Below are 16,626 nucleotides of genomic sequence, written 5' to 3'. Positions count from 1 at the left end.
TGATGCGTGGTTTCCTGTTCGGTCTGGCCGTCATTATCGGGCTTGCAGCGGTCGGATTTGGAACCCTGATCGTGATCGCCAACGGTCTCGAGCCAAGCCGGGAGAGTGTCAGTGTTGAGTTGGAAGACGATTTCCCGCGCTAGCCTTGCGCTGGCGCTCTGGGGGAGCGCCGCTTTTGCGCAGGACGGGATCGAGGTTGAGCGGCTGGATGCGCTCGACCCGATGGAAGTCTCCTTGCCGCAGGCCGGGCTGGACAACCGGCTCTGGCGCGGTACCGGCCGCGATCAGGCGGTCGCCGTTCTGGCGCGCCTGCCCGGCCCGGATGAGGGCCAATACAATAGCGAAGTGCTCGCCGCCGCTGCGCGCAGCGTCCTGATGTCGGGCGGACAGCCGCCGGCCGGTGGCCGCGGCGATGCGGATCTGGCCCGCCTTCGGGTGGAGCGGCTCCTTGCTGCCGGTGGTGCCGGTGATGCCTTTGACCTTCTGGAGCGCACGCCCGGAATCAACCGGATTCCTGCCCTGGCGCGCTGGCATGCCGATCTGGGTTTCGCCTTGGGTGAAACCGACCGGGCCTGCCGCACGGCGGATGCCCTGATCGAGGGACGCGACACGGCCTACTGGCTTCGCGTGCGGGCCTATTGCCTGATCCTGCAGGATCAGGCTGCGGCGGCGGAACTGACCGCTGAACTGGCGCGCAGCCAGTCCGAGGATGACGGATTTGACGCCCGCCTCTTTGCATTGACTCTGGGCACCGAGGCCGATGCCGGGCCCGCCGAAACCGCCCTGCAATGGGCAATGAGCCGTGATCTGGCGGGGGGCAATCACGAGGCGTCCGGCGTCGCCGGGACCGCGCCCGCCTGGCTGAAGGCGGAAGCCCATGACGCTGCCGGCGGGCATCAACCGCCCGCCACCGATGCGGCTCTCGCTTTCGAAGCAGCGCTGGAACAGACCGGCCGCGAGCGGCATCACACGCTGGAAAGTGTGCTGGCCCAGGGTCGTGATCGCGAGCTCGCCGGACAGGCGCTCGGCCTTCTGCTCGCCGACACGAATGGCGGATCCGACTTCATCCATGTGGCCCGCCATCACGGCCGTGAAATCCAGTCCATCCCGGTAACAGCCGCGACGCTGGAGCATGGCTATGAAATCGCCATGGCCGCGCTTCTGGTCGGCGACCTGCGCGATGCCTGGGCCTGGCGCAATGCATTGCTCGACGGTCCGCCGCGCCCGGTCCAGCCGGTCATGGTGCCGCAGGAACTGGTCGGCGAAGAGATCGACAAGCCGGATGATGGCACGACCATGATGACGGCCCTGCCGGAAGAGGACTGGGTGCCGCCCAGCCCGGCGCGCATGGTCGCCCTCGATCTGGCTCTGGCGATTGCCGAAGACGAATTGCAGGGCGGCGGGTTCGAAGCGGTTCTGGCCGCCTGGCTGGAAGGCCGGGGCGAGGCCGGACTGGCACCGGCCACCGCGCTCACCCGACTGGGCGCTCCGGCGCCAGCCGGTCTGCGCGAAGCCCTGCTCAACAGCGAACCCGTGGCCGGTCTGGCCGGGCTGGCTGCGCTCGACGCCGCGGTCCGGGCCGGGGCGCGGGGTGAGGCGGCTGTGCTGGCCCTGTCCCTGCTAAACCAGGAGGGCATTGCTGCTGATGCGGATGCCTATTCCCGGGCGCTGGCCGCACTGGATGCGGCCGGACTGCGCCGGCAGGCGCGGGCACTTTTGCTGGAACGCGTGATCCTGGGGGCGATGTGACCGCGCACCGGGAGATTGCCCTCTTCCTGGACATGATGGCCGCTGAGCGCGGTGCCGCTGCGAATACCCTCGACGCCTACCGCCGCGATTTGGAGGATGTCGCCACGCGTCTGGCGGCGGGTGGTCATTCCCTTGCAGATGCCGCCACACCGGATCTGGAAGGCGTGCTGGCCGGGTTTGCCCGCGATGGTCTGGCGGCCTCGACGGCGGCCCGGCGTCTGTCAGCCATCAAGCGTTTCTACAAATTCCTGCTCTCCGATGGCCGGCGGTCCGACAATCCCGCGGCCCCCCTGAAGGCCCCCAAACGGGGACGGGCCCTGCCCAAAGTGCTCAGCGAGGCCGATGTCGATGCCCTGTTCGATGCAGCCTTCGCCATGGAGGGTGAGGGTGGGCTGCGCATGCAGGCCCTGATGGAAATCCTCTATGCGGGCGGATTGCGGGTGACCGAACTTGTGTCCCTGCCTCTGACAGCCTTCGCCCGTGCCGAGCGCTGTATCCACGTGACCGGCAAGGGCGGGCGCGAACGCCTGGTCCCGCTGACCCCGGGCGCGCTGGAGGCGGTGGAGGCCTACAAGGCCGTGCGGTCGGAGCATTTGCCGGAGGACCCGGACCATGCGCGCAAGGCGGACCGTTTCCTGTTTCCGTCGCGTCGGGCGAAATCCGGTCATCTGACCCGGGAACGTTTCGCCCAACTGCTCGGCGAGCTGGCACTGGCCGCCGGTCTCGATCCGGCGCGGATATCGCCCCACGTCCTGCGCCACGCCTTCGCCACCCACTTGCTCGCCCGGGGCGCGGATTTGCGCAGTGTGCAGATCCTGCTGGGGCATGCGGACGTGTCGACAACGCAGATCTACACGCATGTGCTGGAAGAGCGATTGCGCGCCCTGGTGCAGGATGCACACCCGCTGGCCCGGCGTGATGATACCGGTAGCCAGGGTTGACGTGTGCGTAAGGACGGTTGTCGAGGCTTGTGACCCCGGCGCAGGCTGGCTAGTTTGCCCGCCTCTTTAGTGTTCACAGGTGTTGGCAGGGCATGTCCGACCCCACACGTACCTATCTCGATTTCGAGCGGCCGCTGGCCGAATTGGAAGCCAAGATCGAAGAGCTCGAGAACTTGGCAGGCACATCCGGTGATGACTCGCCGGATACGGCGGAAGAGACGGCGCGCCTTCGCCACAAGGCGAATGAGCAGCTGGCTGCGCTCTATTCAAAGCTGGATCCCTGGCGCAAGACGCAGGTGGCCCGCCACCCGGAGCGTCCGCATTTCCGCGACTACCGGAAAGCGCTGATCGAGGATTTCGAGGAACTCTGCGGCGATCGCCGATTCTCCGAGGACGCCGCGATTGTCGGTGGCCTTGGCCGGTTCCGCGGCCGGTCCGTGGTCGTGATCGGCCATGAAAAGGGCCACGACACGGAAAGCCGCATCAAGCACAATTTCGGGATGGCGCGTCCGGAAGGCTATCGCAAGGCGATCCGCCTGATGGACATGGCCGAGAAGTTTGATCTTCCGGTCCTGACCTTTGTCGACACCGCCGGGGCCTATCCGGGCCTGGGCGCGGAAGAGCGCGGTCAGTCCGAGGCGATTGCCCGGTCCACCGAGCGCTGCCTGACCCTGGGCACGCCGCTGATCTCCACGATCACGGGTGAGGGCGGGTCCGGCGGAGCCGTGGCCCTGGCCTCCGGCAATGTCGTGATGATGCTGGAACACTCGATCTATTCGGTGATCTCGCCGGAAGGCTGTGCCTCCATCCTGTGGAAGGACTCGGCGCGGGCCAAGGATGCAGCTGTTGCCATGAAGGTGACCGCACCGGACCTGATGGCGCTCAAGATTGTTGACCAGACCATCCCCGAGCCGATCGGGGGCGCACACCGCCATCCGGCCGAGACCATGCAGGCCGTCGGCAATGCGATCGAACAGCACCTGATTGCACTGGACGGAAAATCGCCCGCCGAACTGCGTCAGCAGCGTCGCGAGCGTTTCCTGGCCATCGGACGTCTCGACGCCGCCGAATAGGCGACGCCAGCCCCTTTCCTAGGGTTCCCCGACAATCCCTTCCCGGCGCGGATCCGCGCCGCCGATCAGGCTGCCATCGTCCAGGCGCCGCACGATGTGCAGGCCGGAAATCTCACCGCGATTGGCATCGATGGTGAAACCCATGGCCGTCAGCGCGGCCAGGATATCCGGTGACATGCCATCCTCGATCCGCACCACATCGCCGCGTGCGACGACATTGGGCAGTTCGATGGCCTCCTGCGGGGTCAGTTCCCAGTCCAGCATGCCGACCAGGGTCTTGGCCGTATAGCCGATGATGGACGAGCCGCCGGGAGACCCGGTGGCGAGCTCGAACTCGCCCTCGCTGTCGAAGACAATCGTCGGGGACATGGAAGAGCGCGGACGCTTGCCGCCATCGGGGGCGTTGGGGACCAGCTGGCCATCGGCATTGCGGGGCGTGCGCGAGAAATCGGTCAGCTGGTTGTTGAGCAGGAAGCCGCCGGCCATGCGATGGCTGCCGAACACGCTTTCCACGGTGGTGGTCATGGAGACGACATCGCCATCACTGTCCACGATCACGAAATGGCTGGTGCCCGGGGAGTCCGGTGTCGCGTCCAGACCCGGTGCGTCAATGCCCGGCGGCGTGCCCGGCGTGGCGGACGGGATGGCCGTGTCCCGGTCGATCAGTGCGGCGCGCTCGCCGATATAGCTGTCATCGAGCAGGCCTTCGGTCGGCACAAAGGCGAAGTCGGCATCCCCGACATAGGCGTCGCGGTCGGCATAGGCGAGGCGGCTGGCCTCGATGAAGCGGCGCCAGCCTTCTGCCGTATCCGGCCCGGTCGCGCTCAGCTCATAGGGTTCCAGCAAGCCGAGGATTTCGTTGACCGTGATCCCGCCGGACGCCGGCGGTGGCGCGCCGCATACCGTCCATTCCCGATAGCCCCGGCACAGGGCCTCACGGCGGATCGGCTCGTAATTGGCCAGATCCTCCAGGGTCAACCCGCCCGGCCGCGGTCCAGCCTGGACCGCCTCGATGATGGCTTCGGCAATCGGGCCCTCATGGAGCGCCCGCGGGTTCTCCGCCAGCGCCCGTGTGGTGGCGGCATAGTCCGGATTGCGCAGAAGATGACCGGCGGGCAGGGGCGCTCCGTCCTCGGTGAAGAAATAGGCGCGGGTCGCGGGCCATTCGTCCAGCGGGGTGCGCGGTGCGACACCGGCGATCAGCGCAGCCAGGCGGGGTGAGACTTCGAACCCGTTCTCGGCCAGTTCCGTGGCCGCGGTGAAGCCTTCCGCCCAGGCCAGCTCGCCATGATCGGCATGGGCCATGGCCAGCATGGGGATGGCGCCGGGCACACCCACTGAGTGACCCGAGAAGACCGCCTCGAAGAAGCCCAGGGGCTCGCCGGTCTCACCGATGAAGAGTTCGGGGCTGGCACTGGCCGGTGCCGTCTCGCGGCCATCATACACGGTCAGATCGCCGCTCTGGGCGTCGTAATAGAGCATGAAGGCCCCACCGCCGAGGCCGGAGCTTTGCGGCTCGACGAGGCCCAGTACGGCTTGGACGGCGATGGCGGCGTCGACGGCATCTCCGCCATTGCGAAGCACGTCGAGACCGGCCTCCACGGCCAGCGGATTGGCGGCCGAGACCATGGCCGGTCCGGACGGGGCCGGCGGGTTGGTCTCCGGGGGCGGCGGGCTGGTCTCATCTGCTGTGGGCGCCGAACACGCACCGGTGAACAGTCCGGCTGCCAGGAAAGTGGTCGTCAGCAGATTACGCAGCATGTTACTTGCCCCTCGAAAAACTCCCGTCACGATAGCCGTGACACGTCCATCAGGTAAGGGGGCACGCATGGCTTCGCCAGGGAAAACCAACAGTCTGACCGATATCGAGGGCCTCCTGATCGGTCAGGCAGCAGACATGCGCGTGAAAACCGGTGTCACGGTCATCCTGCCGGAAACGCGCGCGGTCTGCGCCGTGGATGTCCGGGGTGGCGGTCCGGGGACGCGGGAAACCGATGCCCTGGCGGCCCACACCCTTGTCGATGCGGTGGATGCGGTCGTCCTGTCCGGTGGTTCGTCCTACGGGTTGGCCGCTGCCGATGGCGTGGCCGCGGCCTTGGGAGCCCGGGGGCAGGGCTTCTCCCTGGTGGATTTGCCCGGCGTGCCGCCCTCGCCCGTGGTCCCGTCGGCCATCCTCTATGACCTGGCCAATGGCGGTGACAAGCAATGGGGTGATCGGCCGCCCTATCGCCAGTTGGGCCGAGATGCGCTGGACATGGCGAGCAAGGCCGTCGCGCTGGGCAAAGCGGGCGCCGGCTATGGCGCCCGCGCCGGAGCGCATCCGGGCGGCACCGGGACAGCTTCTTTGGTTCTGCCCTCCGGTCTGGCTGTGGCCGCGCTGGTCTGCGTCAATTCCTTCGGCTCGGTGACCCTGCCGGGGGCCGATGATGTTTACTGGTCCTGGCCGCTGGAGATCGAGGCCGAGTTCGGTGGCGCCCGCCCGCCGCAGGATTGGCAGATGTCGCCGGGTGACTGGGGTGCGGCCAAGGTCAATCCGGGTGCCCGTGAAAACACGACCATCGCCCTGATTGCCACCAATGCCAGCCTGACCCCGTCCCAGGCCCAGCGCCTGGCCATCATGGCGCAGGATGGTCTGGCCCGGGCCATAAGGCCGATCCACACCCCGTTTGATGGCGATGTCGTCTTCGCCCTGTCGACGGCCCGGGAACCGCTGGGCGATACGCCGGAACTGACCCTGGCAGAGCTCGGCAATGCTGCCGCCGACACGCTGGCCCGCGCCGTGGCACGGGGTGTTCACACCGCCCGCAGCCAGGAAGACGGGGCCTGATTTCACCCCGCTGCACAAGGGCGTGCATTTGCCGCATTCAGGCACTTGCTTTGTTCAAAAGGCGCGGTTAGGTTCCGCGCCTCTTCGGGGCTGAGACCTCGAAGCCTACGGCCTGCACCGGTAGCTCAGCTGGATAGAGCACCAGACTACGAATCTGGGGGTCGGGAGTTCGAATCTTCCCCGGTGCGCCATTTTTTCCCAAAGTCATACTGCTGCGGATCGCGTGTGACCGCCGGTCCGGCTTGCGCTCGCCGTGTCTTGTGCGTCGTTCATCGACAGGGATGGCGCTGGTCGCGAACAGCGGGAATTGATCGCAATCACATGGAAAGCCCGGCGCGTGTCGCCTTGAATACGGGGGTGGCCGGGGCCTGCCCCGGTCGCGGCGCGGTTTCAATCGGCTTGTATCCCTCCGAGTAAGGCGCGCGTCTCCTGAAGGCCAGGAAGCCTTGTCCTTCAATTGGATGCGGCGGTGTTCACGTCACCGCCGCATCTCCTTTTAGTCATAATCTAAAACCTCGCAGGAGCCTTGTTTGGCGAAAGGTCCTGTTGCGATAGGGGTTTACGCCAATTGCGAACGCTGTTCGGCGGGCGTTATCGGGGCCAATTCAATATTATATGCGCTTTCAACGGGTTACCTAAGGTAGCGTCGAAAGGAATGATTAAGCTTGCCAGCCGATGACCACGTGAAGGCCGCATTTGCGCCCGTGAATTGAAAGGCAGCCCCATGTCCAACTTCCTCGACCGCCTGTCGCTCAAGGCCCGACTGACCCTGCTTGCCGTCGCATCCGTCTCGCTCATGCTCGCCTATGTCGGCGTCAACACGATCGTCCGGGGTGTGACTTCGGAATACGAAGTTGATGCGCGACAAGCGACGATGAGCCTCATGGCAGCCAACTCGGCCGAGAAGGATCTCGCCTCCCTGTTGCGCGACACCTATCTCATGGCGGCCCAGCCGACCCCGGAACGGGTCGAGGCGGCCGAGGGTAATCTGGTGGATTTCGGCATTTCGCTGAGCGATGCAGAAAGTACGGTGCACAAGGCCGAATACCGGGCAACCCTGCAGCAAATGCAGCGTGACTTTGCCGACCTGGATCGTTTGGTTCGCGACTACACGGCGGATGCGGGCAACCGGTCCGAGGCAGAGACCGGGCGTTTCATCGATGCGCTCGCTGCGTTTGATGACAATCTCGACACGGCCGTTGAGACGGTGCGGGACGGCTCGCGTGCGGATCTGGAACAGGCCTGGGGCGATCTGGAGAACATGGCGCGCATGACCTTCTGGGTCGCGATCGCGGCCGTGGTGCTGACGGCGGCCGGTCTCTTCCTGCTGACCCGGGTCATTGGCGGCACTATCCGTGCGGCCTTTGAAACCGTGATGCAGGTGGTCGGGGCGCTGGCGGAAGGCCAGCGCGGCATGGACATTCCCGGCACCGAGCGCAAGGACGAGTTCGGTGATCTGGCCCGCTCGATCACGACGCTTCATGACGCGCTCAAGGCGGCGGATGACATGCGGGCTCGCGAGGCGGCCGAAGCCGAGGCCAAAGCCGAGCGCCAAGCCCGCACCGAAGCCGCGGTTGTCCATTTCGAACGGGTCTCGACCGAATTGCTCGCCAGCGTGATGGCGGCTTCGGAACAACTCTCTTCGTCGGCCTCGCAGATGCAGTCGACATCGGGTGAAGCCGCGACCGCGTCCGGTTCGGCGCGCGAAGCCGCCGGCCATGCCGCCTCGAGCGTGCAGGCCGTGGCCGCAGCCTCCGAGGAACTGGCGGCGTCGATCAGTGAAGTCTCCACCCAGGTGACCCGGACCAGCGAACTGTCGCAACAGGCCGGCACGGAAACCTCCAACAGTGCCGATGTGATCCAGGAACTGGCCCAGTCGGCCTCTGCGATCGGCGAGATCATCGACCTGATCGAGACGATTGCCAGCCAGACCAACCTTCTGGCGCTCAACGCCACCATCGAGGCGGCGCGGGCCGGTGAAGCCGGCAAGGGCTTTGCGGTCGTCGCATCGGAAGTGAAGGCGCTGGCCGAACAGACTACGCAGGCCACGCAGCAGATCGCAGAACGCGTCTCCGGCATCCAGTCGGCGACCGACCAGTGTACGGCCTCTGCCGCCAAGGCGCTGGAAGCCGTCACGCAGCTGGGAGAACTGGCTGTGGCCTCGGCCTCGGCCATCGAACAGCAACGTGTCGCCACGTCTGAAATTGCCGAGTCCGCGCAGCGGGCCCAGGACGGGACCACGTCTGCGGCCGACGATGTGGAACGCGTGGCCGGTTTCACCAGCGAGACCGATTCCGTGTCCCGTTCCGTACTCGAAGCCGCATCGGAAATGTCCAGCCGTCACAAGGCCTGGAAGTCCGAATTCGAGCAATTCCTCGACAGCATCCGGGCTGCCTAAGAGGTCCACAGGAGATGATCATGAACCCCAAAAACCTTCTGCTGGCGACCGCTGGCCTGATGATGGCCCTGCCAACTGCGGCTCTGGCCGATGGCGAAAACGGTACCGTCTTCCTTGACATGCGGGCGCGCTACGAGAATGCCGACCAGGACGGCAAGCTGGGCGCGGATGCGACCACGCTGCGGACCCGTCTGGGCTGGCGTTCGCCGGACTGGAACGGGTTCACCTTCCTGGGTGAAGTCGAAAACGTCGTCGCCCTGGACGGGGATGATGACTATAATTCCGGTCTCAACGGGCTGAGCCAGTATACTTCTATCTCTGATGGGGCCTTCACCGAGTTGAACCGGCTTCAGGCGAGCTATGCTTTCAATGAGCATGTCTCGGTGACTGTCGGTCGCCAGTATCTGGACTTCGATGATGGTCGCTTCGTGGCCTCGGCCGGGCATCGTCAGGACAAGAACTCCCACGACGCGCTCCGTGTCGACTATACCCGGGGCGACTGGCGCGCGACCTATGTCTATCACGACCAGGTCAATCGCGGTCCGGGCGATGACTCCAACTGGGATAGCGACAGCCACCTCTTCAACGTCCACTACACCGCGTCCGACGCGCTGGGTGTCTCGGGCTTCCTCTACCTGATCGATATCACCGAGCCGGGCCGTGAAGAACGCTCCAACCAGACCTGGGGCACGCGGATCAATGGCGGTGTCGAACGCGGGGCTTATGAGATCGACTATGCGGTCATGGCGTCCCATCAGTCCGACTATGGCTCCGCCACCACCGATTTCGATCTCAACCTGATCTCAACGGACCTGTCCGTGTCACGCGGTGGGGCCGAGCTGGCCATCGGCTACGACATCGTCGACGGCAATGGCTCGACCGGCGTGTCCAACCCGCTGGGCAAGAACCATGGTGTGCTGGGCTGGGCCGATGCCTTCTCAGGCGGTGGCCGCCAGGGCACGGTTGACGGTGTCGAGGATTTCAATGTCATGGCCAGCTATGGGCTCGGCTGGGACGCGGGCTGGGTCCGCGGACTGGAAGCGGGGGTCCGCTACCATGATTTCCAGTCCGAACGGCTGGGCGCCGATCTGGGCGAGGAATGGGATGCTTTCGTCAGCGCGGAATTGCCGGGCGGATTCGAGCTGTCCTGGCAATTTGCCGAGTATGACGGGCCGGATGTGGCCCCGGCGCCGGCGGATCGAACCAAGAACTGGATCATCCTGAGCTATTCGCGCTGACCTTGTCAGTGTCGCATTGGGCGGAAAAGGGCGTGCCGGTTGCCGGCACGCCCTTTTCTTTTGTCATCACGTCCGGTGGAGGCCGAAATCAGGCGTGCACGGCCTGCTGGGCGTCGAGGCGCTCGCTGACGGCGGTCAGCAGCTTCCAGTCCGCATCCTCATCCGTCACCTGGTAAAGCTGACCGTCGATCAGGGCCGAGGCCGTATCCGCCGACGGGGCGTCATTGCCGACCAGGGCAGAGACCAGTCCGGCCGCACCACTCAGGGCGATGACCGGCTTGCCGGCGTCCATGAAGCGTTTGGCCAGGTCACGGGCACTCGCATCGAGCTTGTCGGAGCCATCCATCAGGACAAGCGCCTCATGCGTGGCCGGGTCGACATCCGCGGTCAGTTCGGCAATCGCAAAGTTCAGCTCCGCCGGGCCGTTGAAACCACGCAGCAGGGCGTGCTGGTCGGACACGAGCACGGCGCGGCGGTTATTGCGCTGCAGGGCTTCGGTCGTGGTTTGCATCTGACGAATATTGACGGCTTCGGCCACAAAGGTGGCGACCCGGGTGGGGCTTTGGCGATGTCTCATACTGTTTGGCTAACTCCGTTTCAGCGTGCGGCCCTGGGGGACCGTCGAATTGTTTCGGGTCTTAGGGATAGTGTTTTCAGGGCCGGAATCAAGGGCAGCTACTGATTTTGGATGTAATGATTTGCCGATTTAAAAATTCAATGGCAGGAAAATTCGCTCGTCTCACCGGACTAATACAAGAATTTACCGGGTTGAATATTTCAGGGGGTGGATATTTGTTTTTAGTATAGGCCTAGTCCCGGGAAGCGTTGCGCATATAAGCAGTGGGACAGCACTTGGCGCATTGCTCCGTTCGTCGGAGAGGGCGTGTCTATAGTGTGGTGAACAGCGCCATTCGTGACGTGGCAGGGCCGGCGATGGGCGGCGGGCCTAGCGTTCCCAATAGTTTTCGTCAGGGTCTGCGCGGCCATCATCGTCGGCTTCATCCAGGCCGGACGGTTCTGTGATCCCGTCACCGTCCTCGTCACTGGCGAATTCCGTCAGGTCATACACTGCCACACTGGTTGCCGATGTCGGCTCGAAATCGGCCTTGTCGTCGGAAACCACAGGAGCCTTGCCGCCGCGGCGATACAACATGATGCCGAACAGGGCGAAGAGGATCACAGACGCATAGAGGAAGAGGGCAGAGGGGCCCAGCAGGGCCATGACGACGCCGGCCAGTACCGGTCCGATCATGGTGCCCAGGCCATAAACGATCAGGATGCCGGACATCATGTTGGTGGCCTGGCCGTCCGGCGCGCGGTCCGCCGCATGGGCGACCGCAATGCCGTAATAGGATTGCGCGCCGGCCCCCCAGACCGCGGCAATCGCCAAGACCAGGATGAGGGGCAGGACGCCGGACAGCAGGCCCAGTCCGAGTGCGCCGATCCCGGCGGTCAGGGCCAATCCGGCGATCACGATCCGTCGGTCCATCCGGTCGGAGAGAAGGCCGGCCGGCCATTGCGCCAGTACGGACCCGCCGACGAGGAAGGCGTTGAACAGGGCGGCCGTCTGGACGACGGACTCGGTTCCCAAGCCGCCGACAAAGACCGCATAAAGCTGCATGACCGGTCCGTTGACGAGGCCGGCCGCCATTGCGGCGATGATGGCGGACGGGGCAATCCGGAAGACCTTGAGCGGGCCGAAGCTTTCGGATGTTGGTGGCGCGGGCTGGGCGCGATTGGTGGCCGTCGCGGGCACCAGGCTGGCCGTGTAGAGCGCCGCCACGACAAGGAAGCCGGCGGCGACACCGGGTTCGATACCGGCCACCAGGAAGGGGCCGATGATGAAACCGATCTTCGCAGCGACCAGGTAGAAGGCCAGAATGGCACCCCGGCGTTCCGGCGGCGCGGCATCGGCGACCCAGCTTTCGCCGGCGGCGAGGAAGCTGGCGACACAGAGTCCCATGATGAATTGCATGACCAGCCACCAGGCGGTGGCCGTCGACAGATAGAGGGCCGCCACGGCAATGGCCGTGATGGCAGCAAAGCCGGCGATGGCGCGGATATGCCCGATGCGGGCGATTTCCCGCGGCGCGAAATTGGCACCGAGCAGGAAGCCTGTGGCATAGCCCGCCACGATGAGACCGATCTTGAAAGAGGATGCGCCGGAGCTGATCAGCGACAGCGGTCCGACCACGGACAGGGCACCGGCCGCCATCTGCAGGATGGACAGGGCCGCCACGATCGCCGCGACATTGCGATAGCTCTCGGTGGCAGAGTGGCGGGGGCGGTGCGTGTCGGAAGTATCGGTCATCAGTCCCACAGGGTTTCGGGTGGCCGGAAGCGCAAGCTTCCCGCATCCCTGCCGGGCATGCAAGCGCAAGACCCTGTCTAAACGGGCAATTCCGTTGTGTTCTTGATGGCTTCCATGGCGAAGCTGGCGGAGACATCGGACAGGGGCGCGATGGCGATCAGCTTCTTGTAAACCGCGTCATAGGCTTTCACATCGGGCAGACAAAGCTTGATCAGATAGTCGATATCGCCACTGAGCCGGTAGAATTCGATCACTTCCGGCATGCGTTTCACGCCCTCGGCAAACCGGGTCAGCCATTCCGCGTCATGGTGACTGGTGCGTACCGTGATGAAGAGGGTGGCCTGCAGGTCCAGCGCCTCCGGATCCAGCAGGGCGACATGCTTGCGGATAATGCCGGCATCGGCGAGGCGTTTGAGACGGCGGGCCGTCGGGGTGGCCGACAGGCCGATCAGGTCCGCCAATTGCTGTACGGTCCGGTCCGAGTCGCTCTGAACCGCTCGGAGAAGCCGGATATCATAGTCATCAATGTCCATATGAGTGCCATGTGGTAGTGAAATTCACTCATATCATGGGCTGACACTAGGGGAAATTGGTGAATATCGGCGGCCGGTTTGTGTTTGTCTGTGCAAACCATGCCGGATACAGCCTTTTTTGACCCTGATCGCCCATCTGCCCCGCGTCTTGCTGTCCGCAAGGGCCTGTCAGGAACCGGGCAGACATTGCAGACGCCTTTCGGCCTGCGGCCCTTTCTCTATGCGGATTACACGGCCTCGGGCCGGGCCTATGACCCGATCGAGGCGGTCTTGGCGCAGCTCGATGCGGACTATGCCAATCCCCACACAGAGGACAGCGCAACGGGCCGGGTCTCGAATGCCTGGATGCGCGAGGCGGAACGGGTCATCAAGGATGCGGTGAATGCGGGGCCGGCGGACTGCCTGATCGCCTGCGGGTCCGGCGCGACCGGGGCAATCCATAAACTCCAGGAAATACTGGGGCTTGCCATTGCGCCAGCGACGCGCAAGGCGCTGGGCGTCGAGGCGGACCGGGCGGCAGACACGGTCGTGTTTCTGGGGCCGTACGAACATCATTCCAATGAGTTGACCTGGCGGGAGAGCCTGGCGGAGACCGTGTCCATCCCGCTGGACACGGAAGGCGGTATCGATCTGGCAGCGCTGGCCCGGGAGCTGGCCGATCCCCGTCATGCCGGAAGGCGGAAAATCGGTGCGTTTTCAGCGGCCTCCAATGTGACAGGCGTGAAGACGGATGTGCGGGCCCTGGCGCGTCTTCTGCACGCGCATGATGCGATCCTGTGTCTGGATTGTGCGGCCAGCGCCCCCTATTTGCCGATCGACATGCACCCGGACGGGGATCCGCAGGCGCGGATCGATGCGGTGTATTTCTCACCGCACAAATTCATTGGCGGTCCGGGGAGTTGCGGGCTGCTGGTCCTGGCCTCCGCCCTCTATGACCGGACCTTGCCGCCGACCCAGAGTGCGGGCGGGACGGTTCGCTATGTCTGGCCAGATGGTCATGATTTCATTGAGGATATCGAGGCGCGCGAACGGGCCGGGACGCCGGGTCTGCCGCAATTTGTCCGGGCCGCCCTGGCCCTGAAACTTCAGGCGGAAATCGGCCATGAGCGGATTGCCGAGGCCGAGCATGAAGCGCTTGAGCTGGCTTTCCAGGCCTGGTCCGATCACCCCTCCATCGACATTCTCGGCCCCCAGGATCCGGCGCGCCGGATCGGAATTGTCTCGTTCAATCTGAGAGATAGTGAGGGCGGTATCGTTCCGCCCCGGCTTGTGACGCGCTTGCTGAACGATCTGTTCGGCATCCAGTCGCGGGCGGGCTGTTCCTGTGCCGGACCCTATGGGCATGCGCTGTTGGGGCTGGATGACGCGGCCACACAGGCGATCCGGCGCCAGGTGCTGGACGGTGAAACCGGGGCAAGACCGGGCTGGTGCCGGGTCAGTCTGCATTGGGTCATGTCACCGGACGAGGTCCAATACCTGATCGAAGCGGTCCTGTTCCTGGCTCAGCATGCGACCAATTTGGCATCACGATACTGCCTTGATCCTACCACTGGTGGATGGTCACACGATCAGGACCGCATCGCGACCGGTGTCTTCCCCGAAACCCTGCTGACCCGTCCGGCAACCCCGCGACGGCCGTTGGATGATGTGGCGCTGAAACGCTTGCGGCGTCAGGCCCTGGCGGAGGCCCGGGCCCTGGTCGACACGGTCAGCGTGATGTCCTGAATTTGAGGATGCCCTCTGCGGCGAGCAGGGCATCGATTTGGTCGCGCTGCTCCGGTGTGGGCGGGGTCAGGCGGGGATAGAGCGGGGTTTCTTCCGCCCGGTCGTCGATCCAGGGCGCATCCCACAATTCGGTGGTGCGGATGAAGGCCCGCGCCCGGGCTTCGCCGCCGGTTTCCAGACAGCCGACCAGACAGGTGTCGACATAGGATTGCGGAATCGGGTGGTGCGGATCGGCGCTGACCTGTTCGCGATTGACCACGATCCAGTAGCGCCCCTCTGGCAGCGGCGTTCCGCGTCCGTCAGCATGATGGACACTGGCCGGATCGATCTGGGTGAAGACATAGCCGCGCTCGCGATGGCGCAGTGCGTCGGTGATCTCGGTCGGGACCAGGGCAGCATGGAGATGGGCGTGACGCACCGGGCGGACCCCGGCATAGGTGGCCCGTTCATCGCCATAGCGCACGGTCCAGCCACGCTTCCAGCCCTCCGCGATGACGGGCAGGGCGTCCGTGGTGATGCCGGAATAGGTGGTGCGGCTATAGGTGCTCAACAGGCTGCCATAACCCACCATGTAATCCTGCACGGCCAAGATCGATCTCCCATGACAAACGGCGCGGGCCGGAGCCCGCGCCGTTCATCTTGGCGTTTCAGTCCTGTGCGTCCAGTGCGCTACTGCGCGCGGCGGCGCGTCCGGGTGGAATAGCTGGCCTGGGCGACCGGCACTTCTTCGGAATAGGTCTGCTCGGCCGGCATGTCCGTGCCGTACAGATAGGTCCGGCCCTGGGCCACCGGTGCGGAGTTTGGCTGGTGCTGATTCTGGGCCACCGGCGGAATGTCGGCCTGGGCGGGCGGGTTGTAGCCCGGCAGATCGATGTCCTCGCAATCCACCAGACGCCATTCCCAGCGCTCTTCCGTGCGCATGGAATAGCGGGTGACGGTTTCTGTCTCCATCGGGATCACGCGGCTGTCGACCGAGGCGTGACGGTCGAGAACCTGGATCTGATAGGTGTCGCGCAGCTCGTCGATCGGCACTTCCTCGACGCGGGCTTCCTGGACCAGCACGTCGCGGGTGATCGTGTCGTATTCGGCCGGATGGCTGATCTCGCGGATCTCGGCCGGCGAAACGACGATATTGCGGGTGACGGTCTGGTATTCACCCTCTTCCTCGACCAGACACCAGACTTCGCCGGTCTCGCTGTCGAAGCGGGTCATCTGGGCGCCCGGCGTATAACCCCGGCGCCAGACCATGCGCGGCTCGCGCACCATGATGGTTTCGGTGACGGTCTCGTGCACCGCCGGTTCCACCACATATTCCACATAGGACGGGCGAACCTGGACGGTTTCCGTCACGGTCTCGTAGACCGGCTCGTGAACGATGTAGCGCACACCGGCTTCGCGCGAGACATATTCGCGGACTTCCGGCCGCAGGCTCGGCGGCAGGACGTCATAGCGCTCATAGGAGTCCTGGGTCGTCACCTGTTCGGTGTAGACATCATACTCCGGCGCGATGCGCACGCGGGCATAGCATTCGCCAGCCATGGCGGAATTGGGCGGATCCGGCGGGAACCACTCGGCATCACCCGCCAGGGCAGCAGAAGCGGTGATCAGCGTCAGTGCCGAACCGCACAATACGGACTTGCGAAACATGTATTCTCCCCCTCGCTACAGCACGCGACCTGTCTGAAACCGTCCCGTGAAGACACCGGATGCTAGCGCAAGCCCATCAACGCGTTAAGGATTATTAACCATAAATTCCAAGTTTCACCCATGAGGCGAAAATTGAAACGCCTATTCGCGTCAGTGGGTTGCTCGACTGGTCGGGAGGGGGCTG

Annotated in this window: 14 protein-coding genes and 1 tRNA gene; 9 read left to right on the top strand and 6 right to left on the bottom strand. The window is 64.8% G+C overall.

Annotated elements, in window-relative coordinates; translation table 11 throughout:
- Positions 1-2 precede the first annotated feature (2 nt).
- The 4 genes from FCS99_RS16165 (at position 3) to FCS99_RS14945 (ending at position 3,763) form a co-directional block, all read left to right on the top strand.
- On the top strand, positions 3-143 hold the full coding sequence (locus FCS99_RS16165) for a hypothetical protein (protein ID WP_171036403.1): 141 nt from the start codon (positions 3-5) through the stop codon (positions 141-143).
- The gene (locus FCS99_RS14955) at positions 112-1,749 is read left to right on the top strand and encodes a hypothetical protein (protein WP_138514003.1); all 1,638 of its coding nucleotides are present in this window, start codon (positions 112-114) and stop codon (positions 1,747-1,749) included. Before FCS99_RS16165 ends, FCS99_RS14955 begins: the two co-directional genes overlap by 32 nt.
- The gene (locus tag FCS99_RS14950; RefSeq protein WP_233352857.1) at positions 1,746-2,690 is read left to right on the top strand and encodes a site-specific tyrosine recombinase XerD; all 945 of its coding nucleotides are present in this window, start codon (positions 1,746-1,748) and stop codon (positions 2,688-2,690) included. The genes FCS99_RS14955 and FCS99_RS14950 overlap by 4 nt, the downstream gene beginning before the upstream one ends.
- Positions 2,691-2,782: 92 nt before the next feature.
- Complete coding sequence (locus tag FCS99_RS14945) at positions 2,783-3,763, top strand: acetyl-CoA carboxylase carboxyltransferase subunit alpha (RefSeq protein ID WP_138514001.1); 981 nt, start codon at positions 2,783-2,785, stop codon at positions 3,761-3,763.
- Positions 3,764-3,781: 18 nt separating this feature from the next.
- Here the strand turns inward: FCS99_RS14945 and ggt are convergent, their stop codons facing one another.
- Complete coding sequence (ggt, locus tag FCS99_RS14940; RefSeq protein ID WP_138513999.1) at positions 3,782-5,524, bottom strand: gamma-glutamyltransferase; 1,743 nt, start codon at positions 5,522-5,524, stop codon at positions 3,782-3,784.
- Positions 5,525-5,591: 67 nt separating this feature from the next.
- Between ggt and FCS99_RS14935 the strand changes: the two genes are divergently transcribed.
- From FCS99_RS14935 to FCS99_RS14920, 4 genes are all read left to right on the top strand, one after another.
- Positions 5,592-6,590: a P1 family peptidase gene (locus FCS99_RS14935; RefSeq protein WP_233352856.1), complete on the top strand. Its 999-nt coding sequence runs from the start codon at positions 5,592-5,594 to the stop codon at positions 6,588-6,590.
- Positions 6,591-6,704: 114 nt separating this feature from the next.
- A tRNA-Arg gene (locus FCS99_RS14930) sits at positions 6,705-6,781 on the top strand.
- Between the two features lie 533 nt (positions 6,782-7,314).
- Entirely contained in the window at positions 7,315-8,988 is a 1,674-nt protein-coding gene (locus tag FCS99_RS14925) for a methyl-accepting chemotaxis protein (RefSeq protein WP_138513995.1), read from the top strand.
- 20 nt (positions 8,989-9,008) lie between these two features.
- Complete coding sequence (locus FCS99_RS14920; protein ID WP_171036402.1) at positions 9,009-10,226, top strand: alginate export family protein; 1,218 nt, start codon at positions 9,009-9,011, stop codon at positions 10,224-10,226.
- 88 nt (positions 10,227-10,314) lie between these two features.
- On the opposite strand, the gene FCS99_RS14915 is transcribed toward FCS99_RS14920, so the two are convergent.
- The 3 genes from FCS99_RS14915 to FCS99_RS14905 all read right to left on the bottom strand — a co-directional run bounded on the left by FCS99_RS14915 (position 10,315) and on the right by FCS99_RS14905 (position 13,064).
- Positions 10,315-10,803 (bottom strand): DJ-1/PfpI family protein, encoded by a 489-nt coding sequence (locus FCS99_RS14915; protein ID WP_138513992.1) that lies wholly within the window; start codon positions 10,801-10,803, stop codon positions 10,315-10,317.
- 369 nt (positions 10,804-11,172) lie between these two features.
- A complete protein-coding gene (locus FCS99_RS14910) occupies positions 11,173-12,537 on the bottom strand; it encodes an MFS transporter (protein ID WP_138513990.1) in 1,365 nt (454 codons plus the stop codon).
- A 77-nt stretch (positions 12,538-12,614) separates the two neighbouring features.
- A complete protein-coding gene (locus FCS99_RS14905; RefSeq protein ID WP_456085646.1) occupies positions 12,615-13,064 on the bottom strand; it encodes an Lrp/AsnC family transcriptional regulator in 450 nt (149 codons plus the stop codon).
- A gap of 105 nt (positions 13,065-13,169) precedes the next feature.
- On the opposite strand from FCS99_RS14905, the gene FCS99_RS14900 reads away from it, so the two are divergent.
- A complete protein-coding gene (locus FCS99_RS14900) occupies positions 13,170-14,795 on the top strand; it encodes an aminotransferase class V-fold PLP-dependent enzyme (RefSeq protein WP_233352855.1) in 1,626 nt (541 codons plus the stop codon).
- Here FCS99_RS14900 and FCS99_RS14895 read toward each other — a convergent pair.
- Together FCS99_RS14895 and FCS99_RS14890 are read right to left on the bottom strand one after the other, a co-directional pair.
- A complete protein-coding gene (locus tag FCS99_RS14895) occupies positions 14,779-15,384 on the bottom strand; it encodes a hypothetical protein (protein ID WP_138513986.1) in 606 nt (201 codons plus the stop codon). The two genes, FCS99_RS14900 and FCS99_RS14895, sit on opposite strands and share 17 nt — an antisense overlap.
- A gap of 80 nt (positions 15,385-15,464) precedes the next feature.
- Positions 15,465-16,442: a hypothetical protein gene (locus tag FCS99_RS14890; protein WP_138513984.1), complete on the bottom strand. Its 978-nt coding sequence runs from the start codon at positions 16,440-16,442 to the stop codon at positions 15,465-15,467.
- Positions 16,443-16,626: the final 184 nt, after the last annotated feature.

The organism is Maricaulis alexandrii (assembly GCF_005871165.1).
Lineage (GTDB): Bacteria > Pseudomonadota > Alphaproteobacteria > Caulobacterales > Maricaulaceae > Maricaulis > Maricaulis alexandrii.
This window is presented reverse-complemented; position numbering and strand designations above follow the sequence as displayed.